Source organism: Pseudomonas sp. TWR2-1-1, assembly GCF_049897045.1.
Classification (GTDB): Bacteria; Pseudomonadota; Gammaproteobacteria; order Pseudomonadales; family Pseudomonadaceae; genus Aquipseudomonas; species Aquipseudomonas versuta.
This window is the reverse complement of record NZ_JAFCVM010000003.1, coordinates 480,151-502,381: the sequence shown is the minus strand read 5'-3', so window position 1 is coordinate 502,381 and position 22,231 is coordinate 480,151. Positions and strand designations below refer to the sequence as shown.

Here is a 22,231-nt window from a genome sequence, read left to right as displayed (position 1 = left end):
GGACCTTATGGGTTCGTCACTGAGGGAATAGACACGCTTTTTGGGGGCGCAGGAGGTCGAAAGAACATCGCCAGCGTGACCAGCAGGTAAATCACATAGGCGCCGAGCACGCTCACGGTGGGCGCATCCTGATAGCCAAACATGCCGGCCAGTACTGAGCCTGCCGGTCCGTCCATTGGCAGTGCGCTGCTGATATCAAACACCACGCCTTGCAGGTGATTCCACAGCCCGGCCTCGTGCAGAGCCTGTACCGAGTTGGCCAAAATCCCTGCGGCGACCACCAGAATGAACAGGCCGGTCCAGCGGAAGAACAGGCTCAGATTCAGGCGCAAGCTGCCGCTGTAAATCGCAAAGCCTACAAAAATGGCGAGGATCAGGCCGAGCAGGGCGCCCAGTGGCGCGGCCGGCCCTTCGCTCTGCTGAAACACCGCCAGCAAAAAGAACACGGTTTCGAGCCCTTCACGGGCAACCGCAAAGAACACCATGGCAATCAGTGCCATGACTTGATGGTTTGAGGCGGTGAGGGCGTGATCAAGGGAGGTGTGCAGGGAGTGTTTGATAGAACGCGCCACTTTGCGCATCCAGAACACCATCGAGCTGAGAATGCCGACGGCGATCAGGCCGACGATACCTTCGAAGAGTTCCTGCTGCTTTTGCGGAAACTCTGCACTCATCAGCTCCAGGCCGCCGCCGACCAGCAGTGACAGAGCAGCAGCCAGGAAGACACCGATCCATACGGCGGGCATCCATTGTCCGCGTCCGGTTTGCTTGAGGTAACTGGCAATGATGCCGACGATAAGAGCGGCCTCGATGCCTTCGCGCAGCATGATCAGAAATGGAACCAGCATGGGCAAGCACCGCATCGCAAATTAGTCAGAGTGCTAATTTGTAACATATTGATACGTATTGCCAAACAAGAATCGATTGCATTTGCTGAACGTTAGCTGAACGAAGACTTGTCCTGTAATCGCTGTCGAGGAGAGGCGCTGCGAAGGCCTGTGTACGGCTATCGGGCGTCACGCAAGGTCCTGCAGACCTCATCGCAACCTCGTTCCTCCTCAGCGACTACGGGGCGTCGGCTGTTTGCTCGGGGGTGTCGTCCTTCTGTGCTTTCAGGTTCTCAAGCGCCGCTTCGGCTTTTAGTGCGCGCAGTGTTAGTGCTGCGCTTGCCTCTTGCTGCTGGCCGTGCATCTGTTTCAGCTCATCGCTCTCGAGGGTCGCCACTCGCAAGCGCTCCTCAAGCAAGGTGCGCTCGCTTTGCAGCTGGCCCAGCTGGCTGCTGAGCTGAGCATTGAGATTGCTCAGCTTGTGTTGCTGGTCGCTGGACTGATTCAGTTCCTTGTTCAATGCGCGGCTCTCGCTCAATACGCGCTCGTTGTCTCGATGCAGCTGGGTGATCTCATCCTGACGTACCAGTGCACTTTGTTGTGCCTGGCGCAGTTCCATCTGAATCTGCTGAACCTGACCTTCGTGGCGGCGCTGTTCCTGCTCGCGCTGCTCTTTGACGGCGCTGCGATAGTGCTCAAGGGCGTCGCGGGCATGCAGGTGTTTTTCTTCCAGCGAGCGGATTTGCTCATCGCGGTCCTTGAGGCGCAGCTCAAAGTCGCTGCACGCCTGGTTGAGTGCGGCATTGCGGGTTTGCTCGGTCTGCAGCATGGAGCGTGTGGACTCCAGGTTTACCGTTTCCTGGCTCAATGCATTGCTCTGGATTTCAAGTTGCTGCTGCAGCTGAGCCTGGGCCTGCTGCGCTTCATTGAGCTGCTCCTGCAGTGCGACCTGGAGTTGCTCGTAGTGCGCCCGGGCTCGATCGATCGGTTCCTGGGCCTGCTCTTGCAGGCGCCGGGCGAGGCGGGCGACCAGCTCCGTCAACTCGTCACCGATCTGTTCTTGCGGCGCGCCGCGGCGTGAATCGACCTCGTCCAGCTCTTTCAAGTACCGGTGAATTGTAGTTTTCGACCCGGTATTCCCCATCTCGATACGTACTGCATCAATGCTCGGGTGTTCACCGCGGGCCAGGATTGCCGTGCGTGCAATTTGCACCACTGCCTTGTTTACGCCGCCACGGGCCATGGTCTTCTCCTACGATTATGTACTGTGGTATGTATCATGTAATTACATACTATATTGCCAGATTATTTTTGTCTTTAATTAAGATTTAACAGGCGGGATATACTGGTATTATCCCGTGCTAGAGCCTCAAAACTGCTTTTAAGGCCCGTTTTCAGTACGCCAGACAAGAGAACTGCCCATGAGCGAGCTGGATCGCTATCTCAACGCCGCGACCCGCGATAACACCCGCCGCAGTTATCAGGCTGCCATCGAACACTTTGAAGTCACCTGGGGCGGGTTCTTGCCTGCAACCAGCGACAGCGTCGCCCGCTATCTGGTGGCGCACGCCGGCCAGCTCTCGATCAACACCCTCAAGTTGCGCCTATCGGCCATTGCCCAGTGGCATAACAGCCAGGGTTTTGCCGATCCGACCAAGGCGCCGGTAGTGCGCAAAGTGTTCAAGGGCATCAGGGCGCTGCACCCCGCTCAAGAAAAGCAGGCCGAGCCCCTGCAATTGCAACACCTGGAAAAAGTGGTCGATTGGCTGGAAAGCGAGGCGCAGGCTGCGCAAGCGAATGCCGATCACCCCGGGCTGCTGCGTGCGCGTCGGGATGCGGCCTTGATACTGCTGGGGTTCTGGCGCGGATTTCGCAGCGACGAGCTGTGCCGCTTGCAGATCGAACATGTGCAAGCGGCTGCAGGCTCTGGCATTACCCTGTATCTGCCGCGCAGCAAGAGTGACCGCGATAACCTGGGCAAGACCTTTCAGACTCCGGCATTGCTGAGGCTATGCCCGGTGCGCGCCTACATTGAGTGGCTCAATGCCTCGGCACTGGTTCGGGGCCCGGTGTTTCGGGGAATTGATCGCTGGGGCAATCTGGGGGAGGAGGGGCTGCATGCCAATAGCGTGATTCCATTGCTGCGCCAGGCGCTGGAGCGTGCCGGCATACCTGCAGAGCAATACACCAGTCACTCGCTACGTCGCGGTTTTGCAACATGGGCGCATCAAAGTGGCTGGGATCTGAAGTCGCTGATGAATTACGTCGGCTGGAAGGACGTAAAGTCCGCCATGCGCTATGTTGAAGCGACCCCGTTTACGGGGATGAGCATTACCGCGCAAAAAGTAATAGGTGTCTGACGGAGGTTGAAAAGGCGCACGCCGATCCCTATTTGGTTTTTAGCTATCTATAGGCTCACCTGATAGCTAAAACCAATCGTCAGCATCAGCTTTACCAATGAGCCAGATACGAAATGAGTTGTTAGGATTCACCCCATCAACTTTTCAACCCTGACGGAGAGACAACGATGCCTATCATCAACAGCCATGTAAAACCGTTCAAAGCTACTGCATACAAAAACGGCAGCTTCGTGGAAGTGTCGGACGCTGACCTGAAAGGCAAGTGGTCTGTCGTGTTCTTCTACCCTGCAGATTTCACTTTCGTTTGCCCAACCGAACTGGAAGACCTGGCTGACAACTACGAAGAGTTCAAAAAACTCGGCGTGGAAATCTACAGCGTATCGACTGATACCCACTTTGCTCACGCTGCCTGGCACAACACTTCGCCAGCCATCGGCAAAATCCAGTACACCATGATCGGCGACCCTACGCTGACCATCTCCCGCAACTTCGACGTACTGATCGAAGAAGCAGGTCTGGCTGACCGCGGTACTTTCGTGATCAACCCTGAAGGTCAGATCAAAATCGTCGAGCTGAACGATGGCGGTGTTGGCCGTGACGCTTCCGAGTTGCTGCGCAAAATCAAGGCAGCCCAGTATGTTGCTGCTCACCCGGGTGAAGTTTGCCCTGCCAAATGGAAAGAAGGTGAATCCACCCTCGCTCCATCGCTTGACCTGGTCGGCAAGATCTAAGCCTGTGAGCCAGCCAAGGGCGGTGACCCGCACCTGAGTTGCACGCAGCATCGCCCTCAAAACGCCCGGGCGACATTCGCTCGGGCGTTTTTTTTACACAGTCTTAAACCTTAAAGGAGATCGCCCGTATGTTGGACGCCAATCTAAAAGCACAGTTGAAGTCATACCTGGAGCGGGTTACCCAGCCGATCGAGATCGTTGCTTCCCTCGACGACGGTGCGAAATCCCGTGAAATGCATGACTTATTAAAAGAAATCGCCAGCCTCTCCAGCATGATTACTTTGCTGGACAACGGTACTGATGCGCGCAAGCCGTCGTTTTCGTTGAACCGCCCGGGCGGCGATATCAGCCTGCGTTTTGCAGGTATCCCGATGGGCCACGAATTTACTTCGCTGGTGCTGGCCTTGCTGCAAGTCGGCGGCCACCCATCGAAAGCCAGTGCCGAAGTGATTGAACAGATTCGCTCGCTCAAGGGTGAGTTCAACTTCGAGACTTATTTCTCGCTGTCATGCCAGAACTGCCCGGATGTAGTGCAGGCGCTGAACCTGATGGCTGTATTGAACCCGAACATTCGCCACGTGGCGATTGACGGTGCGCTGTTCCAGGACGAAGTCACCGAACGTCAGGTGATGGCAGTTCCCAGCGTTTACTTGAACGGCGTCAACTTTGGCCAGGGCCGAATGGGGCTGGAAGAAATTCTCGGCAAGCTGGACACCGGCGCCATTGAGCGTCAGGCCGAAAAAATCAGCGCCAAAGATGCATTTGATGTGCTGGTCATTGGCGGCGGTCCTGCCGGCGCAGCCGCTGCCATTTATGCGGCACGTAAAGGCATTCGTACCGGTGTCGCGGCTGAACGCTTTGGCGGCCAGGTGCTGGACACCATGGCGATCGAGAACTTCATCTCGGTACAGGAAACGGAAGGTCCAAAACTGGCCACCGCGCTTGAAGAGCACGTCAAGCAATACGACGTCGACATCATGAACCTGCAGCGTGCCGACAAGCTGCTGCCGGGCAAGGCGGGCGAGTTGCATGAAGTGAAGTTCGCCAGCGGCGCCTCGCTTAAAGCCAAGACCGTGATTCTGGCTACCGGTGCGCGCTGGAGAGAGATGAATGTGCCTGGCGAGCAGGAATACCGCAGCCGTGGCGTAGCTTACTGCCCTCACTGCGATGGCCCGCTGTTCAAAGGCAAGCGCGTTGCAGTTATCGGCGGTGGCAACTCGGGCGTTGAAGCGGCAATCGACCTGGCGGGTATCGTCTCTCACGTGACCCTGCTTGAGTTCGATACCAAGCTGCGGGCCGATGCGGTGTTGCAGCGCAAGCTCAACAGCTTGTCGAACGTGACTGTGATTACCAATGCCCAGACCACCGAGGTCACAGGTGACGGTCAGAAGGTAAATGGCCTGCGTTACAAGGATCGCGCTACAGACGAGCTGCACCACGTCGAACTGGAAGGGATTTTTGTGCAGATTGGTTTGCTGCCAAACACTGACTGGCTCAAAGGAACCATCGAGCTTTCGCCTCGTGGCGAGATCGTGGTTGATGCACGCGGCGAAACATCCATTCCCGGGATTTTTGCTGCCGGCGACGTGACCACCGTGCCTTACAAGCAGATCGTGATTGCAGTAGGCGAGGGTGCCAAAGCTTCACTGAGCGCGTTCGATCACCTGATCCGCTCCGAATAACAGCCCCGAATAAAAAAACCCATGAGCGATCATGGGTTTTTTTTTGCGTCGGTTTTTACATCGGTTGCGGTTGGATGATTTCTACCCAGTAGCCGTCCGGGTCTTTAATGAATGCCAGAGATTTCATGCGGCCATCAGTCAGGCGCTTCTGGAAGTCGACACCCAGTGCCTCGAAGCGCTCGCAGGCGGCAACGATGTCAGGCACCGATATGCAAATGTGGCCAAAACCACGCGGGTCAGTGTTGCCATTGTGATAGACAACGCTGTCGTCGGTTTCCGAGCCGTGGTTGTGGGTCAGCTCAAGGATGCCGGGGATCGACTTCATCCACAGAGTGCGGGCCGCATCGTCAGCCGGGATTTGTGCCTTATCAACCAGCGCCAGGAAGTACAGGCTGAATTCAGCCTCCGGGAAGTCGCGTTTTTCCACCAGCGAAAAACCCAGGACCCGGGTATAGAAATCCAGAGACTTCTGAATGTCTTTTACGCGGAGCATGGTGTGGTTGAATACGAAATTCTGGGTAGCGCTATCCGGCTCGCCAGTTACGCCAGGGATATTGTTCAGGTCTTGCAGGCTCATGAACCCTCCGAAAGTGATACGTGATGATCGGTCGCTACAGTGAGCGTGATGGGCGAATGATACGGAATGTGACGCCATGCGCCAAACCTGTTTTGCGCATGTTTAGCCATGAACGCAGCGGGTTTTGACAAATCGCAGGCAAAAAGAAGCCCGCCGAAGCGGGCATGGGGCGCTAGTCCTTTAGCAGCCTCCATCCTGTGACCATTCGTGTGAAAAATCTGTGAAAGAACCAGTGATTTCCATGCTGTCTGTCTGCGCCGAAGCATTTGCCCCTTGAGTGCCTGCACAGTAACTCCGCTGGCTCTGGCTGCCGCTATAAAGAAGGCCCGAGCACTGGTAGGTGCAGTGCCTTGAATGGATACAGCGACCAATAAAAAAGCCCTGCACAGGCAGGGCTTTTCAAGTGAGCAAGCCTTAATGGCGTAACCAGGAATCCACGGTGCTGGCACCGTATTGTTCTTTCCACGCCTTCAAACCGCGATGATTGCCGCCCTTGGTTTCGATCAGTTCGCCGGTGTGCGGGTTCTGATAAACCTTGAGTACTCGCGCCTTGCGCTGTTTGGGCGCACTGCCGGCTCTTGGGGCGGCCGGGCCGGGATCAAGGATGGTAATGATATCTCGAAGGTTCTTGCCATAGAACTTCATCAAGTCATGCAGTTTTTTTTCGAACTCGATTTCCTTTTTTAGTCCGGCATTGTTCTTCAATGCTTCGAGCTGAGCCATTTGCTCTTTAAGTGCTTTCTCGGCAGCACGGAATTCAGCGAGTCTGGACAAAGTCATTACTCCATTCACAGGTCCGGCAATCGTGAACCGGCCATATTTATGATGATTGAAGTGCAAGGGACAGGGCTGGCCTCAAACGTCAGCACCCCGAACGGCCATGTCCTTTTAAACTAATTTAAAAACGTTAAACAATCGAAAAAATTGTAGTTGTTAATTGTCATGTTGCCAAGTCGCTAGCTCATCCAATTAAAAAAAGAGTATGCCTCCCATGAAACGGGGCACACCCCTCAACTATTTATTGTGGCGGGGTGTGGCGCGCCACTAAAGTCTTGATGAAGTCCGTCGCGGGCAACGGGCGGGCAAAGAGATAACCTTGTAAAAAAACGACGCCTTTAGATGCCAGATACTCGCTTTGCTCTTCTGTTTCAATGCCCTCGGCAACAATCCCCAGATCGAGTTTTACACTGAGCTCAATAATGCTGTCGAGAATGTGCCTGGACAGTGCATCTACCCCGATCATTGCAACAAAACTCTTGTCGATTTTCAGGTAGTCGATGTTGAACTCATGCAAATAGCTCAAGCTTGAATGCCCGGTACCAAAGTCATCAAGGGCTATCATCACGCCCAGACCGTGAAGCGCAGCGAACAACTCATGGGTTATTGCACTTGGCACAATCAACTCACGTTCGGTGAGCTCCAGCACAAGCGCAATCCGGCCAGCAGGGAAAGCGCTTAGAAACTCACGGCAGTCATCTATTAGTTCAAGGGTTTGACAATGACGAGCGGTGATATTGAAACCCAAGTGGAAGCCGGGTTCCATGCTGCTGGCGTGGGGTGCGAGCAAGCGGGCGGTTTGCTGCATCAAGGAACGCGTCATCGGCACAATCAGGCCCGAGTGCTCGGCGAACGGGATAAACAGGTCAGGGCGTACCAGTCCTTCTCTTGGGTGCTGCCAGCGCATCAGCACCTCAGCACCTGCCCATTGTTTGGTATCGCTGCGCACGACCGCCTGGAAGTAAGGAATAAACTCCGCTGCGTCCAGCCCCCGCTGCAGTTCGTGGGTCGGCGATGATGAGCGTTTTTTAAGCCAGCGCACAGTGAGCGCCGAAACTACCCCCAGAAAAACAAACAACCCCATTAATCCGGGGTATTGCGCCCGAATAAAACGCCATACCGTTCCGGCCCGGAATCCGGCAACCACTTGGTAGGGGTATTGACTGGAAGAAACTGTTACTTGTGCCACGGGATAAGGTACAGGCGGTGTATTGCGCACCTGTCCATACTTGTCGATGGAATTACCCCCTACTTGTATCAACAATTGCGTGTATTGATTGATCAAGCCCAGCACATTGACCAGATGAGAGCCATACAGGCTGACGAGCACTCCGGCCTGGCCTTTGGCGCGCCTGTAGACCAGTAGCGGCTCATTGGGAGTTACCGGGTTGCCGGCCATCAATCGGAGTTCACCGCTGGCATAGTCTGCAGGGTCTACGCCCTCCTTGAAGGGGCCAAATAAAGAACTGCAATAAATCTGGTTATTCCACATCAGGTTAACGGAGCGTACGAAAGGGCGACGTGTGACCTGTTCTCGCAACGGCAGTTCTACCTGAACGCAATCCTGGCCAGCCAGTGGCAACACCACATCCGCTGCCAGTGCAGCATTGTCGAGCATCAAATCAAATTGTCGAACAGCTTCTGCTGCAGTTTGGGTCGCTTCAAACTGCAGTGACCGATTGGCCTGCCAGAAAATAATAAACAGGCCCAATACCACTGGCAGTAATCCACTGAGCATGACCAACGCATAGCGATCAGTCCATTTGCGGGTCGACTTCAGCGTTAGTGGCATTCCATATCCTGCGCTCAGGAGGGTTGATGTGGGGCGAAGCCTAGCATTGCCCACGGCTATTTAATATGACGTAGGACAAACCGGATTACGCCATGTAGAATCGGCTTACGCATACAAGAATAATGACTTCTGCCAGCAGAAGCCCCTCCGCGTAAGAGATGGGTCGAAATGAAGATATTCGGGTTCCAATTGATCTACGGTGATTTCCTGGCGCGCAGTGTACGCGGGATCTCCTGTGCGCCTCCTGCCTGCCTCAGCATTCTTAGCAAATAACCTTCTGTTAATTCTAAAAATGACCATGATGAGGCGCCAAAATGGCCGATCTATACGAAAACCCAATGGGCCTGATGGGCTTTGAATTCATCGAATTCGCGTCCCCGGTACCCAACACCCTCGAACCCATTTTTCAAATCATGGGCTTCACCAAGGTGGCCAGCCACCGCTCCAAAGATGTGCACCTGTATCGTCAGGGCGAAATCAATCTGATCCTCAACAATGAGCCCCACAGCGTAGCTTCTTATTTCGCAGCAGAGCATGGGCCTTCGGTCTGCGGCATGGCCTTTCGCGTGCGTAATGCGCAACAGGCGTACTCCCGGGCGCTGGAGCTGGGTGCACAGCCGATCGAAATCCCGACCGGCCCCATGGAACTGAACCTGCCTGCGATCAAGGGTATCGGCGGCGCTCCGCTGTATTTGATTGATCGTTACGGCGAAGGCAGCTCGATCTACGACATCGACTTCGTGTTCATTGAAGGTGTTGACCGCCACCCGGTGGGCGCCGGTCTGAAAATCATCGACCACCTTACCCATAACGTCTATCGCGGCCGCATGGCGTATTGGGCCAACTTCTACGAGAAGCTGTTCAACTTCCGTGAAATTCGCTACTTCGACATCAAGGGTGAATACACCGGCCTGACCTCCAAGGCGATGACCGCTCCCGATGGCATGATCCGCATTCCGCTGAACGAAGAGTCCTCCAAAGGCGCAGGGCAGATCGAAGAGTTCCTGATGCAGTTCAACGGGGAAGGCATCCAGCATGTGGCCTTCCTGTGTGATGACCTGATCAAGACCTGGGATGCACTGAAGGGCATAGGCATGCGCTTCATGACCGCGCCGCCCGACACCTACTATGAAATGCTCGAAGGCCGTCTGCCTGATCACGGCGAACCGGTGGATCAGCTGCAGTCGCGGGGCATTCTGCTGGATGGTTCTTCCGAGCCGGGTGACAAGCGCCTGCTGCTGCAAATCTTCTCGCAAACCCTGATGGGCCCGGTGTTCTTCGAGTTTATCCAGCGCAAGGGGGATGACGGGTTCGGCGAAGGCAACTTCAAGGCGTTGTTTGAATCCATCGAACGCGATCAAGTGCGCCGTGGTGTATTGACCGCTGATTAAACCTGAATGGAACTTGCGGGAGCCGGCAAACCGGCTCCCGCAGTTGTTCCAGCATCTGTTGCGGCAATTTAAAACAATCCGGCCGCAATATTGATCGAGAAGCCCAGCACCGCAGTATTGAATAAAAACCCTAACAGCGAATGCCCCAGCACCGCCTTGCGCATCTCGCGGGTAGCGATGCAAACATCCGAAGTTTGTACCGCCACACTAAGGGTGAAAGAGAAATACATAAAATCCCAGTAGTCGGGATTAAGTTCCCCCTCCGGAAAGCGCAAAGCAGGTTCCGGCCCCTCGTTGTTATAAAACAGTCGCGCATAGTGCAGGCTGAAAATCACCCCGATCATCAACCACGAGCCCACCACCGTCAGCCCGGTAAAACCGTAATGCATCAGTTGCTCGGTTTGACTGAGCTTGCTGTTGCCTGAGAGTTCAAGGGTTATGGCGGCCAGACTGGCGATTGCGGCGAAGCATACGGTGAACAACACCATGCTGGCATTTTCATCTTCGATTTCAGCCGTACGTTTCACGTCGCAGGCTTTAGAGCGAATCACCAGCCACAGGGTCAGCGCCAGATACAGCCAGACCCCGGCATTCCAGCCCAACAGGAACTTGGTTGTCAGCGTTGCAGCGGGAGCAAAGATGCCAACCGCTACCCCAAGCAAGGTGGCAACGGTCAGGCGAGGATGAGTGCGGGCAAGGTGCGGCATCGACAGTACAATCCCTGTTACAGAGTGATGCTGCACCTTACCACGGGCGGTACTTGCTTAAAGCTGGCGCGGCTTGCTTCGCACCAGTTTCATCACCACCACAAAGAACACCGGCACAAACACCACGGCCAGAGTGGCGACAATCATGCCGCCAATCACCCCTGTACCGATGGCCTGCTGACTGGCCGAACTGGCCCCGGTAGCAATCGCCAGAGGCACCACCCCAAGAATGAATGCCAGTGACGTCATCACAATCGGGCGCAGACGCAGGCGTGCGGCCTGCACCGTAGCGTCCACCAGGTCGTGCCCTTCGTCATAGAGGGTTTTGGCAAACTCGATAATCAGAATGGCATTTTTCGCGGACAGGCCGATGATAGTGATCAGGCCAACCTTGAAGAACACGTCATTGGGCATGCCGCGCAACGTCACCGCGAGTACGGCCCCGAGTACGCCCAAAGGCACGACCAGCAATACTGCCGTCGGGATCGACCAGCTTTCGTACAGTGCCGCCAGGCACAAAAACACGAACAGCAGCGACAGGCTCAGCAAAATGGGTGCCTGAGCACCGGACAATTGCTCTTGCAGGGACAAGCCAGTCCACTCAAGCCCAAGCCCGGCAGGCAGCTGATCAACCAGGCGCTGAATTTCGATCATCGCCTCGCCAGTACTGCGCCCGGGGGCAGACTCGCCAGAGATACTGATGGCCGGGTAGCCGTTGTATCGCGTCAGTTGCGCAGGGCCCTGGATCCAGCGGGCCTCGACAAAGGCCGAGAGCGGAACCATTTTGCCGAGGTTGTTGCGCACATTGATTTTCAGCAAGTCCTCAACCTGGCTGCGCTGATCACCCTCTGCCTGTACCACAACCCGCTGCATGCGCCCCTGGTTCGGGAAGTCATTGACGTAGGCCGAACCCACGGCGGTCGACAGCACGTTACCAATGTCGGCGAATGAAACCCCCAGGGCATTGGCCCGTTTACGGTCGACCTCAAGTTGCACTTGCGGGCTTTCAGCCAGTGCACTTTCGCGCACGTTGGCCAGTACCGGGCTCTTTTCAGCCAGCTCCAGCAACTCGGTGCGGGCTTGCATCAGCGCGTCATAACCGACGCTGCCACGGTCCTGCAGGCGAAATTCAAAACCGCTGGAGGTGCCCAGGCCACTGACTGGCGGCGGCAGGATGGCGAAGGCTATCGCATCCTTTAGCTCGCCAAAGACAGCATTGGCACGCCCGGCGATGGCAGAAGCCGTGTCCTTGGCGCCGCGTTCAGACCAGTCCTTGAGGGTGGTAAAGGCCAATGCCGCGTTCTGCCCGTTACCGGAAAAACTGAAACCCAGAATCATCGTGGTATTGCCTATGCCGGGCTCGCTGGCGTTGTGCGCCTCGATCTGCTCGGCCACCTTGATCGTGCGGTTCTGGCTGGCACCTGGCGGCAGCTGGATATCAGTGATGATGTAGCCCTGGTCCTCAACCGGTAAAAAAGAGGAGGGCAGGCGTGCGAAAAACACCACCAGCACTACCAGCAATGCGCCGTACAGCAATAGATAGCGGCCACTGCGCTTGATCAGATGGACTACCCAGTGCTCATAGCCGTCTGAGAGGTGCTCGAACTTGCGGTTGAACCAGCCAAAAAAACCGCCCTTGGCATGGTGCTCGCCTTTGGCGATCGGCTTGAGCAGGGTTGCGCACAGTGCCGGGGTCAGTGACAGGGCCAAAAATGCCGAGAACAGAATCGATGTGGCCATCGACACCGAGAACTGCTGGTAAATGATGCCCACCGAACCCGGCATAAAGGCCATCGGAATAAACACCGCTACCAGCACCAGGGTGATGCCGATAATGGCGCCACTGATCTGGGTCATGGCCTTGCGGGTTGCATCGCGTGGCGAAAGGCCCTCACTGACCATGATCCGTTCGACGTTTTCGACCACTACAATCGCATCGTCCACCAGGATCCCGATGGCCAGTACCATGCCGAACATGGTCAGTACGTTGATCGAGAACCCCATCACCAGCATGGTGGCAAAGGTGCCCATCAAGGCCACCGGCACCACCAGGGTCGGAATCAGGGTGTAGCGCATGTTCTGCAAAAACAGATACATCACCGCAAACACCAGGACCATGGCCTCAACCAGGGTGTAGATCACTTTGGTAATCGAGACTTTTACAAAGGGTGTTGTGTCATACGGGATGGAGTATTCAACGCCCGTCGGGAAGTAGCGGCTCAACTCGTCCATCTTGGCGCGGATCAGGTTGCCTGTACTCAAGGCGTTCGCCTCGGGTGCCAGCTTCACACTGAAAGCACTGGCCGACTTGCCGTTGAGGCGGGTGCCGTACTGATACTCCTGGCTACCGATTTCGACCCGTGCCACATCGCCGATCCGCACCGTAGAACCGTCCGGATTGGCGCGCAGGACAATGTCAGCAAATTCTTGCGGGGTCGATAACTGACCTTTGACCAGCACCGTCGCGGTGATCTCCTGGGTCGGGCTGCCCGGCAAATCGCCGATGCTGCCTGCGGCAACCTGGGCATTCTGGCTGGCAATGGCCTCGTTAACGTCGGCGGTAGTGAGATTGAAACCGATCAGCTTTTGCGGGTTGATCCAGATCCGCATCGCCCGCTCGGCGCCGTAGAGCTGGGCCTTGCCGACACCCTCGACGCGTTTGATTTCGTTCATGACGTTGCGCGCCAGGTAATCGCTGAGCGCTACTTCGTCGAGGTTGCTGTCCTTGTCTGCCGTCAAAGTCACCAGCATCAGAAAGCCCGAGGAGATTTTCTCGACCTGCAACCCTTGCTGAATCACGGCCTGGGGCAGGCGCGACTCGACCGTCTTGAGACGGTTCTGCACATTGACCTGTGCCATCTCCGGATCGGTCCCGGGCTTGAAGGTGGCGGTAATACTGGCGCTGCCAAGACTGCTCTGGGATTCGAAATACAGCAGCCCGTCAGTGCCGTTGAGCTCTTGCTCGATCAGGCTGACGACACTTTCGTCCAGGGTTTGTGCCGATGCACCGGGGTACACCGCATACACTTCCACCTGCGGCGGGGCTACCACCGGGTATTTGGCAACCGGCAACTGCGGTATGGCCAAAGCCCCCGCCAGCACGATAAACAACGCAACGACCCAGGCAAAGACCGGGCGGTCGATAAAGAACTGCGGCATGCTCACTGATCCGTCGAGTGTGCGAGAGGGAGTTTCGGATCGTCGATCTGCACTTGATCACCCGCTCGGGCGTGCTGCAAACCTTCAATCACAATGCGGTCGCCAGGCTTGAGGCCGGCATTGACGATCCAGCGATCGTTTTGAACGCTGCCCAGTTGCACGGGCTGCTGCCTGACGCGGTTTTCACCATCGAGCAACAACACCTGGGCAACCCCGGCGCCGTCACGCAAGATCGCCCGCTGCGGCACGCTGATGGCTTCTTTATTGACCGCCTGCTCCAGACGTACGCGCACAAAGCTGCCGGGCAACAAGTCGTAGTCCGGATTAGGGAACTCGCTGCGCAGAATGATCTGGCCGGTACTTGGATCAACACTCACGTCAGTGAACAGCAGCTTGCCGGGCAGCGGATAAAGGCTGCCGTTGTCACGAATCAGCGTGGCCCGGGCCTGGTTTTTGCCCACCTGTTGCAGCTCGCCGGCACGGAATGACTCACGCAGATTGTCGAGGTCGCGGGTGGACTGCGTCAGATCGACATGGATCGGGTTCAATTGCTGAATACGGGCCATTGCCGTGACTTCACCCTGACCGACCAAAGCGCCTTCGGTCACCAGCGCCCGACCGATGCGCCCGGAGATGGGCGCGGTAACCGTGGCGTAACCCAGGTTCAGCTCGGCGCGCCGCACGGCGGCCTGATTGGCGGCGACATCGGCATCGGCCTGCAAAGCCAGGGCGCGGGCATTGTCATAGTCCTGACGACTGATGGCGTTGCTTTCAACCAGCTCGGTGTAGCGCTGATCCTGAAGTTTTGCCTGCATCGAAAGTGCCCTGGATTTGCGCAGTGCTGCCTGCGCGCTGTCCAGATCGGCCTTGAACGGGGCCGGGTCAATCAGGAACAACACGTCCCCCTGTTTGACTTCAGTGCCTTCGGTATACACCCGTTTCAACACCACGCCCGCGACCCTGGCACTGACTTGCGCCACGCGCGGGGCGACCACCCGGCCACTGAGTTCGTTATTGATCGACAGGGGCACAGTGGCAATGACTTCGGTGCGTACTTTGGCCAAAGGGGCCTTGGTCTCGGCTGCCGGGCTTTTATCACAGGCACTGAGGGCCAGGGCCAGTGCCGAGAGGCAGAGCGGGGCGAAGAGCTTTTTCAACGATCGTGCCTTCTTATATATGCGGGATATTTCTGTAAATGCTCTGGCATGCTAAGGGCAGCACGCAAAGGGCGTTGTGAAGCTGTGTAGGTGGTGTGTGAAAAAGTGTGAAGGTAATGCTCCTATCCATGTGAGGTTGTATATCCTTCGGGTTTCCCCCTGGTTGTAAGCATTTATTATGCCCACTATTTTGCTGGTTGAAGACGACGCTGCCCTTTCGGAGCTGATTGCCAGCTATCTGGAACGCAACGGCTACCAGGTCAGCGTGATTGCACGAGGTGATCAGGTCCGTGAGCGCGCAAGAAGCAACCCGCCGGACCTGGTTATTCTTGACTTGATGTTGCCCGGGCTTGATGGCCTGCAAGTCTGCCGTTTATTGCGAGCCGACTCGGCGAGCCTGCCGATCCTGATGTTGACAGCGCGCGACGATAGCCACGATCAGGTTCTGGGGCTAGAGATGGGTGCCGATGATTATGTGACAAAACCTTGCGATCCCCGTGTGCTGCTGGCCCGGGTTCGCACTTTGTTGCGGCGCAGCAGCCTGACCGAGCCCCACGTGGCCAGTGACCGGATCCTTATCGGCAACCTGTGCATCGACCTGTCGGAGCGCACCGTTACATGGCGCGAGCAAGTCGTTGAACTGTCCAGCGGTGAATACAACCTGCTGGTGGTGCTGGCCCGTCATGCCGGTGAAGTGTTGAGTCGCGATCAAATCCTCCAGCGTTTGCGCGGTATCGAATTCAATGGCACCGACCGCTCGGTGGATGTAGCCATTTCCAAGTTGCGGCGCAAGTTCGACGATTGCGCCGGCGAAGCGCGCAAGATCAAGACCGTATGGGGCAAGGGCTACTTGTTCAGCCGCTCCGAATGGGAATGCTGAACCCATGTTCAAGCTCCTGCTTCGTTTGTATCTGGTGACGATGGTCACCTTTGCTGCTGCCATCTATGCCGTTCCTGAACTGGTGGTGACGCTGTTCCATGAGCGTTTCGTCAATTACAACGCCGACATGTCGCGGGGCATGCAGACCCTGCTGGTCAAACAGTTTCAACAACTGCCCGCCGAACAATGGCCGGACCTTGCCCGGGATCTCGACGCCCAGTTCAAACCCATGCGGGTCAACCTGCTGCCCGTCAACGACCCCAAGTTCACGCCTCAGGAGCAACACCAGTTGCAGCAAGGGCAGGGTGTGCTGCGCATTGGCGACTGGGGCTGGCGGACGCTGGTGGTCTCGCCGTTGAACCGCGAGCAGGCCATTGAGTGGGTCATGCCCCCCGATCCGCTCGAAATGAATCTGTTGTACTGGAGCATCAACGTCTTGATCGGTGCGGCCTTGCTCGGCGCTTTGCTGCTCTGGATGCGCCCGCACTGGCGCGACCTGGAACGCCTCAAACACACAGCTGAGCGCATTGGCCAAGGGCAACTGAGCGAGCGCACGCAGATTTCACCGCGCTCAAACATTTATGCCCTGGCCACGGTGTTCGACACCATGGCTCAGGACGTCGAAACCCTGCTCAATCAACAGCGCGACCTGCTCAATGCAGTTTCACACGAGTTGCGCACCCCCCTGACGCGACTGGATTTCGGTTTGGCCCTGGTGCTGTGCGACGACTTGCCCGAGGCCAGTCGCGAACGCCTGCAATTACTGGTCGGGCATATTCGGGAGCTGGATGAACTGGTGCTGGAACTGCTGTCCTTCAGTCGCCTGCAGAATCCAAGGCTGGCTCCGGAGCGGGTAGAAGTCTCGCTGGACGAGTTCATCGACAGCATCCTCGGCAGTTTCGATGAAGAGCTGGAAACCCCCGACATCGTGCTCGATGTGCGCTTGCACGGGGCTCAGCAGCGCTTTGCCCTTGACCCGCGCCTGACGGCCCGTGCCCTGCAGAACCTGTTGCGCAATGCCATGCGTTATTGCGAGCGACGGATACAAGTGGGGGTCAACGTGAGTGCGCTGGGTTGCGAGTTGTGGGTAGACGACGATGGCATCGGCATACCGGAGCCCGAGCGCGAACGGATTTTTGAACCGTTCTATCGTCTGGATCGCAGTCGGGATCGTGCAACGGGAGGCTTTGGACTGGGTCTGGCAATCAGTCGACGCGCCCTGGAAGCCCAGGGCGGCAGTTTGAGCGTGGAGCAATCACCCTTGGGCGGTGCCCGCTTCAAATTGTGGTTACCCACTTGAAGCGGGGCGGTGCGGCGCGGCTCAGATAGAGCGGCGCTGGCGGCTCACATGCTTGAGGCCTTCGATGATCAGCACCACGACCGCAAGCCAGATCGGACCATAGGTCAGCCATTGACCGTCTTCAAGGCTGTCACCGAGCAACAGGGCGACCGCAACCAGCAACACCGGCTCGACATAGCTGAGCAGGCCAAACAGGCTGAAGGGCAACAGGCGACTGGCCAAGATGTAAGCAAAGCCTGCGGCAGCACTGATGATGCCCATCAGCGGTACGAGTGCATACAAGGCCTGGCGCTGGGCGCCTAGATCAACGTGCGCGCCGGCCATCACAAACCAAAGCGCAACCGGGACCATCAACAGCATGTCCAGCCACAGACCGCCGAGGTTATCGATACCGATTTTCTTGCGCAGTACGAAGTACATCGGGTAGCCGATGGCGACCACCAGTGTCGTCCAGGAGAAACCGCCAGTGCGGTACAGCTCGTTGGCAACGCCGATTACGGCCAGGGCCGTAGCGATTTTTTGCAGATGTGACAGGTGTTCGCCGTAGACGATGCGACCGGTGAGAATCATCGTCAAGGGCAGCAGGAAATATCCCAGTGACACATCCAGCCCGTGCCCGTTGAGCGGACCCCACATGAACATCCACAGCTGCAGGCCGACCAGGAAACTGGTGAGCAATACGCAAGGAATCAGTAGAGGTTTATCGCTTAAGCGCTTGAAAATGATGGGGACCCATTTCCAGTCGCCGGACAGACAGATAAAGAGTGTCATGAATGGCAGCGATATGAGTATTCGCCAGCCGAAGATTTCCTGGCCATCCAGGGGCCAAAGAAGGGAAGTGAAGTAGTACAGGACGCCGAACAAGCAGGAAGCCAAAATCGATAAAACAATGCCTTTAGACACAACAACCTCAATGAATCTACAACGTTACTCGTTTGAGTGGGCATGTAGATTGAGGCTGTTGGGTGTCATTGGCAAATGTCTTTTAAACCAGATACTTGGGACTGATTCTTGTTAGAAGCACTCAAGAGATTAAACACCAAGCAATTACTGGGCCAAAGTCGTTTTAAACGAGCGTTCGTGTTTTTGAAAAAAAAGATAAGCGGTCGATATAAATGCCCGCCCCCCCAGAAACTGCCGCTGAGCAAGCACAAGGCAGGTAGTCGCTGACGAGGCACGAGGCTGCGAGCTCTTTCTCAGCACCCCCGCCCAGACCTCACACCGAACGACGATGGCGTACCAGATGTTTAAAACCTTCAAACATCAGCACCAGTACTGCCAGCCAGATAGGCAGATAGGTCAGCCATTGACCGGCACTGATGCTTTCCCCCAGCAGCAGCGCAACAATCACCAGCAATACCGGCTCCACATAGCTGAGCAAGCCGAACAGGCTGAATGCCAGCATCCGACTGGCCAGAATGTAACTGATCAATGCCAGAGCGCTGATCCCCCCCAGCAGCGGAATCAGCACGTACAGCGCCTGACGCTGGTTCACCACATCAAACCCTTGCTCACCGCTTTGTACAAACCACCAGGCAATCGGCAGCAACAACAGCATGTCGACCCACAGGCCGCCAAGGTTGTCAGTCGCTGCGCGTTTGCGAAGTACAAAATACAAGGGGTAGCCGATAGCAACCACCAGGGTGGTCCAGGAAAATCCGCCAACCCGGTACACCTCGTTGGCGACCCCGAGCGTGGCCAGAACCGCAGCGATTTTTTGTAAATGCGAGAGCTGCTCGCCATAGACCACACGCCCTGTAAGAAGCATGGTCAGGGGCAACAGGAAATACCCCAGTGAGACGTCAAGGCTGTGACCATTGAGCGGCGCCCACAAAAACAGCCACAGTTGCACCCCCACCAGCGCGCTGGACGCGACCAGTACCGCCCACAGCCGGGGTTGGCGACGCAGCCGCGAGACAATCACCGGGACCAGCCGCCAGTCACCGGAGAAGCACATGAACAGGGTCATGCAGGGCAGGGTAAGAAGCATTCGCCAGCCGAAAATTTCGGCGCCGCTCAAGGGCCAGAGCAGGGATGTGAAGTAATACATGACACCGAACAGGCTCGATGCCAGAACCGATAAGACAATACCTTTGGACACAACAGCCTCGTTGAAACGCATATTCTGATTATTAGGAGATGCGTAGCTTGAGGCTCAGCGGGCCGAAGGGCAAATTGCTTGCAACATGACTTCACATTACCCCTTGTAGGAGCGAGCTTGCTCGCGAGCTTTTAAGGCTCGCAAGCAAGCTCGCTCCTACAAATGCAAAATGCCAAATACCAGGCGCAGGAGGCCAAACGGTTTAAGCGTGGGTCATCCCGCGCGTCATGCGCAGCGCCAACAGGCTGCCGCCCACAATCACGGCGGCCAACACATACAGGGCAATATCGGTTGACCCCGTAGCGTCTTTAACAAAACCCACCAGATAAGGGCTGAGGAAGCCGGCCATTTGCCCCATCGAGTTGATCAGAGCCAGACCACCCGCGGCGGCACCGGCGCTGAGCATGGCGGTCGGCACCGGCCAGAACATCGGCAAACCGGTCAGGGCGCCCATGGTGGCGAGAGTCAGGCCCACAATGGCAATGACCGGCTGGGCGGCAAAATTCACTGCAATCACCAGCCCCAATGCACCCATCAACATCGGCACCACCAGATGCCAGCGGCGCTCTTTGTGCAAGTCCGCAGAGCGTCCCACCAGCAACATGAACACGGCCGCCAGCAAGTAGGGGATTGCGCTGATCCAGCCGATCACCAGGGTATCGCTGAAGCCCATGTTTTTGATAATCGACGGCAGCCAGAAGTTGATCGCGTACACGCCGCTCTGGATGCAGAAATAAATCAGGCCAAACGCCCAGATGGCCGGGTTTTTAAACACCGCAAGCAATGAATCGGAGGTGGTTGCAGGCTTGTTCAGTGCATCCAGGGCGTGGTCAGCTTCCAGCACCGCACGTTCTTTGGCCCCGAGCCATTTGGCGTTGGCAAAACTGTCGCTCAGCAGGAAAATCGCCAGCCCGCCCAGCGCAACGGTCGGCACCCCTTGCAGCAGGAACATCCACTGCCAGCCGGCAAGGCCACCCTGGCCTGCCGCAAAGTGACTGAGAATCCAGCCGGAAAAAGGACCGCCAATCAGGCCGGAGACAGGAATGGCACACATGAACAACGCCATGATCCGGCCACGGCGAAAGGTCGGGAACCATTGCGACAGATACAGCACCACACCCGGAAAGAAGCCGGCTTCAGCCGCACCGGTGAAAAAGCGCAGGGTATAGAACCCGGTCGGGGTGGTCACAAACATCAGGCAGGTCGAGAGCAGGCCCCAACCGATCATCATCACGGCGATCCAGCGTCGCGGACCAAAGCGGGTGAGGGCCAGGTTGCTCGGCACGCCGCACAGCACGTAGCCGATGAAGAAAATCCCGGCGCCAAGGCCGTATACCGTCTCGCTGAATTTCAGCGCATCGAGCATCTGTAGTTTGGCGAAGCCAACGTTTACCCGGTCCAGGTAGTTAAACAGATAGCAAATAAAGATAAAGGGAATCAAACGCAGGGTGATACGCTTGTAAATGGCGTTTTTATCGTCATCGCTGATCAGCGATGCGGGGGCGCTCTGTGACATCTTATGTCTCTCTTTATTATGATTTTTCACGATCGGAGGTTAACGTTGATCGCGCGTTGAGTCTCGGCCACCCCAACGCCGCTGTCTTTGTGCTCCTGCACAGGATTTCTCCGAGCCATCTGTGCCCGCGAACAAATGCCTTCAAGGATTGCCACCCTATGTTTGAACTGGATCATGATTTGGCGCAGGACATCGTGGATCGTGCGATGGCCATCTTGCCGTACAACGTAAATGTCATGGACAGCCAGGGCCTGATCCTGGGCAGTGGCGAGCCTGAGCGTATCAATACGCGGCACGAAGGGGCGCAGTTGGTGCTGGCCAATGGACGGGTGGTGGAGATCGACGAGCAAACCGCCAAGTGCCTCAAGGGCGTGCAGCCGGGGATCAACTTGCCGCTGCTGCTCGACCAGCGCCTGATCGGGGTACTGGGCCTCACTGGCGAGCCGCAATTATTGCGTACCTATGCCGAGCTGGTGCGCATGACCGCAGAGATGCTGGTGGCTCAGCGCTTTCAGCAAGCGGAACAACAGTGGCGGCGCCAGCGCTGTGATGACCTGGTGGCTTTGCTGCTCAGTGACGCTGGCGACTCTGCGCGTTTGGTCGACGAAGCCCGGCAACTGGGGCTAAAGCCACAGTTGTCGCGGATCCCGTATCTGTTTGAACTCGGCAACGGGCAAAGTGCCGAGGCCTTGAGCGCCTGGCTGCAGTCGCGCTTCCCGGACAGCTGGTGCGTGACCCCTGCCACCGGTTCATTGCTGTGGTGTCGCCCGGCAACCGCGGCACTGGATGATTTGCGCCTGCTGGAAAAGCTCGACGCCCAGGGCTGGAACATTCTGCGTATTGCCGCGGGAGGGCAGGCCGATGCGCTAAATGGCCTGCGCCGTTGCTACCGGCGGGTCGCTGACTTGCTGGCTTACGGTCGCGATGTATTACCGCAGACGCGACTGCTAAGCCTCAATCGCTATCGCTTGCCAGTCATGCTGTGGCGTCACCGCAACGATGATGCCCTTGAGGAGTTGCTTGGCCCGCTGCACAAAGTGGTGGCCAAAGACAGCAACGGCCAACTGATTGCCACCTTGCGCAGTTGGTGTGATCACGATGGCCAGAGCCAGGCCTGCGCCGATGCCCTGGGCATTCACCGCAACAGCTTGCGCTATCGCATGGAGCGCATCGCCGAACTGAGCGGTGTCGACCCGCTGAGCCTCAATGGCATGCTGGCCCTGTATCTGGGCGTGCAACTGTTGCCCCAGAGCCTGTAGACACTTACTTGTCAA

The 22,231-nt window shown here is 56.8% G+C and carries 18 protein-coding genes; 7 read left to right on the top strand and 11 right to left on the bottom strand.

The features are described 5' to 3' along the window. Window positions 1-5: 5 nt before the first annotated feature. Together efeU and ACP7BO_RS10435 are read right to left on the bottom strand one after the other, a co-directional pair. On the bottom strand, window positions 6-848 hold the full coding sequence (efeU, locus tag ACP7BO_RS10440) for an iron uptake transporter permease EfeU (protein ID WP_397456755.1): 843 nt from the start codon (window positions 846-848) through the stop codon (window positions 6-8). A gap of 217 nt (window positions 849-1,065) precedes the next feature. Then, complete coding sequence (locus tag ACP7BO_RS10435) at window positions 1,066-2,070, bottom strand: DNA-binding protein (protein ID WP_426210113.1); 1,005 nt, start codon at window positions 2,068-2,070, stop codon at window positions 1,066-1,068. A gap of 178 nt (window positions 2,071-2,248) precedes the next feature. Here ACP7BO_RS10435 and ACP7BO_RS10430 point away from each other — a divergent pair, with 178 nt between their 5' ends. The 3 genes from ACP7BO_RS10430 (at window position 2,249) to ahpF (ending at window position 5,600) form a co-directional block, all read left to right on the top strand. Beyond that, on the top strand, window positions 2,249-3,187 hold the full coding sequence (locus ACP7BO_RS10430) for a site-specific integrase (RefSeq protein WP_397456757.1): 939 nt from the start codon (window positions 2,249-2,251) through the stop codon (window positions 3,185-3,187). A 167-nt stretch (window positions 3,188-3,354) separates the two neighbouring features. Continuing rightward, entirely contained in the window at window positions 3,355-3,918 is a 564-nt protein-coding gene (ahpC, locus tag ACP7BO_RS10425; protein ID WP_003445433.1) for an alkyl hydroperoxide reductase subunit C, read from the top strand. A gap of 128 nt (window positions 3,919-4,046) precedes the next feature. Next, complete coding sequence (ahpF, locus tag ACP7BO_RS10420; RefSeq protein WP_397456758.1) at window positions 4,047-5,600, top strand: alkyl hydroperoxide reductase subunit F; 1,554 nt, start codon at window positions 4,047-4,049, stop codon at window positions 5,598-5,600. Between the two features lie 55 nt (window positions 5,601-5,655). On the opposite strand, the gene gloA is transcribed toward ahpF, so the two are convergent. The 3 genes from gloA to ACP7BO_RS10405 all read right to left on the bottom strand — a co-directional run bounded on the left by gloA (window position 5,656) and on the right by ACP7BO_RS10405 (window position 8,746). Further along, window positions 5,656-6,177 (bottom strand): lactoylglutathione lyase, encoded by a 522-nt coding sequence (gene gloA / locus ACP7BO_RS10415; RefSeq protein ID WP_060692435.1) that lies wholly within the window; start codon window positions 6,175-6,177, stop codon window positions 5,656-5,658. A 414-nt stretch (window positions 6,178-6,591) separates the two neighbouring features. Further along, on the bottom strand, window positions 6,592-6,951 hold the full coding sequence (locus ACP7BO_RS10410; RefSeq protein WP_060696907.1) for a histone-like nucleoid-structuring protein, MvaT/MvaU family: 360 nt from the start codon (window positions 6,949-6,951) through the stop codon (window positions 6,592-6,594). Window positions 6,952-7,195: 244 nt separating this feature from the next. After that, entirely contained in the window at window positions 7,196-8,746 is a 1,551-nt protein-coding gene (locus ACP7BO_RS10405; protein WP_426210368.1) for an EAL domain-containing protein, read from the bottom strand. Window positions 8,747-9,060: 314 nt separating this feature from the next. On the opposite strand from ACP7BO_RS10405, the gene hppD reads away from it, so the two are divergent. Then, window positions 9,061-10,137, top strand: a complete 1,077-nt coding sequence (gene hppD, locus ACP7BO_RS10400; protein WP_060692439.1) for a 4-hydroxyphenylpyruvate dioxygenase — start codon at window positions 9,061-9,063, stop codon at window positions 10,135-10,137. Window positions 10,138-10,205: 68 nt separating this feature from the next. Here hppD and ACP7BO_RS10395 read toward each other — a convergent pair whose 3' ends face one another. The 3 genes from ACP7BO_RS10395 to ACP7BO_RS10385 are packed head-to-tail and all read right to left on the bottom strand — an operon-like array spanning window position 10,206 to window position 15,160. Continuing rightward, window positions 10,206-10,844, bottom strand: coding sequence for a DUF1345 domain-containing protein (locus tag ACP7BO_RS10395; RefSeq protein ID WP_397456761.1), 639 nt, complete (start codon window positions 10,842-10,844; stop codon window positions 10,206-10,208). A 57-nt stretch (window positions 10,845-10,901) separates the two neighbouring features. After that, window positions 10,902-14,003: a multidrug efflux RND transporter permease subunit gene (locus ACP7BO_RS10390; RefSeq protein ID WP_426210109.1), complete on the bottom strand. Its 3,102-nt coding sequence runs from the start codon at window positions 14,001-14,003 to the stop codon at window positions 10,902-10,904. Between the two features lie 2 nt (window positions 14,004-14,005). Beyond that, on the bottom strand, window positions 14,006-15,160 hold the full coding sequence (locus ACP7BO_RS10385; RefSeq protein WP_397456763.1) for an efflux RND transporter periplasmic adaptor subunit: 1,155 nt from the start codon (window positions 15,158-15,160) through the stop codon (window positions 14,006-14,008). Between the two features lie 178 nt (window positions 15,161-15,338). On the opposite strand from ACP7BO_RS10385, the gene ACP7BO_RS10380 reads away from it, so the two are divergent. Continuing rightward, window positions 15,339-16,040 (top strand): response regulator transcription factor, encoded by a 702-nt coding sequence (locus tag ACP7BO_RS10380; RefSeq protein ID WP_060692447.1) that lies wholly within the window; start codon window positions 15,339-15,341, stop codon window positions 16,038-16,040. A 4-nt stretch (window positions 16,041-16,044) separates the two neighbouring features. Beyond that, the gene (locus ACP7BO_RS10375; RefSeq protein ID WP_426210106.1) at window positions 16,045-17,340 is read left to right on the top strand and encodes an ATP-binding protein; all 1,296 of its coding nucleotides are present in this window, start codon (window positions 16,045-16,047) and stop codon (window positions 17,338-17,340) included. A 21-nt stretch (window positions 17,341-17,361) separates the two neighbouring features. On the opposite strand, the gene rarD (ACP7BO_RS10370) is transcribed toward ACP7BO_RS10375, so the two are convergent. The 3 genes from rarD (ACP7BO_RS10370) to ACP7BO_RS10360 all read right to left on the bottom strand — a co-directional run bounded on the left by rarD (ACP7BO_RS10370) (window position 17,362) and on the right by ACP7BO_RS10360 (window position 20,957). After that, window positions 17,362-18,243 carry an EamA family transporter RarD gene (gene rarD, locus ACP7BO_RS10370; RefSeq protein WP_397456764.1) on the bottom strand — a complete coding sequence of 294 codons (882 nt, stop codon included), beginning with the start codon at window positions 18,241-18,243 and terminating at the stop codon, window positions 17,362-17,364. A 313-nt stretch (window positions 18,244-18,556) separates the two neighbouring features. After that, window positions 18,557-19,441, bottom strand: a complete 885-nt coding sequence (gene rarD, locus ACP7BO_RS10365; protein ID WP_397456765.1) for an EamA family transporter RarD — start codon at window positions 19,439-19,441, stop codon at window positions 18,557-18,559. 202 nt (window positions 19,442-19,643) lie between these two features. Continuing rightward, window positions 19,644-20,957: an MFS transporter gene (locus tag ACP7BO_RS10360; protein ID WP_397456766.1), complete on the bottom strand. Its 1,314-nt coding sequence runs from the start codon at window positions 20,955-20,957 to the stop codon at window positions 19,644-19,646. A gap of 158 nt (window positions 20,958-21,115) precedes the next feature. Between ACP7BO_RS10360 and ACP7BO_RS10355 the strand changes: the two genes are divergently transcribed. Continuing rightward, complete coding sequence (locus ACP7BO_RS10355) at window positions 21,116-22,216, top strand: sugar diacid recognition domain-containing protein (protein WP_397456768.1); 1,101 nt, start codon at window positions 21,116-21,118, stop codon at window positions 22,214-22,216. Window positions 22,217-22,231: the final 15 nt, after the last annotated feature.

Coding starts and splice junctions, on each gene's coding strand:
- efeU (WP_397456755.1), bottom strand. CDS start 848: ATGCTGGTTCCATTTCTGATCATGCTGCGCGAAGGCATCGAGGCCGCT.
- ACP7BO_RS10435 (WP_426210113.1), bottom strand. CDS start 2,070: ATGGCCCGTGGCGGCGTAAACAAGGCAGTGGTGCAAATTGCACGCACG.
- ACP7BO_RS10430 (WP_397456757.1), top strand. CDS start 2,249: ATGAGCGAGCTGGATCGCTATCTCAACGCCGCGACCCGCGATAACACC.
- ahpC (WP_003445433.1), top strand. CDS start 3,355: ATGCCTATCATCAACAGCCATGTAAAACCGTTCAAAGCTACTGCATAC.
- ahpF (WP_397456758.1), top strand. CDS start 4,047: ATGTTGGACGCCAATCTAAAAGCACAGTTGAAGTCATACCTGGAGCGG.
- gloA (WP_060692435.1), bottom strand. CDS start 6,177: ATGAGCCTGCAAGACCTGAACAATATCCCTGGCGTAACTGGCGAGCCG.
- ACP7BO_RS10405 (WP_426210368.1), bottom strand. CDS start 8,746: ATGCCACTAACGCTGAAGTCGACCCGCAAATGGACTGATCGCTATGCG.
- hppD (WP_060692439.1), top strand. CDS start 9,061: ATGGCCGATCTATACGAAAACCCAATGGGCCTGATGGGCTTTGAATTC.
- ACP7BO_RS10395 (WP_397456761.1), bottom strand. CDS start 10,844: ATGCCGCACCTTGCCCGCACTCATCCTCGCCTGACCGTTGCCACCTTG.
- ACP7BO_RS10390 (WP_426210109.1), bottom strand. CDS start 14,003: ATGCCGCAGTTCTTTATCGACCGCCCGGTCTTTGCCTGGGTCGTTGCG.
- ACP7BO_RS10380 (WP_060692447.1), top strand. CDS start 15,339: ATGCCCACTATTTTGCTGGTTGAAGACGACGCTGCCCTTTCGGAGCTG.
- ACP7BO_RS10375 (WP_426210106.1), top strand. CDS start 16,045: ATGTTCAAGCTCCTGCTTCGTTTGTATCTGGTGACGATGGTCACCTTT.
- ACP7BO_RS10360 (WP_397456766.1), bottom strand. CDS start 20,957: ATGTCACAGAGCGCCCCCGCATCGCTGATCAGCGATGACGATAAAAAC.
- ACP7BO_RS10355 (WP_397456768.1), top strand. CDS start 21,116: ATGTTTGAACTGGATCATGATTTGGCGCAGGACATCGTGGATCGTGCG.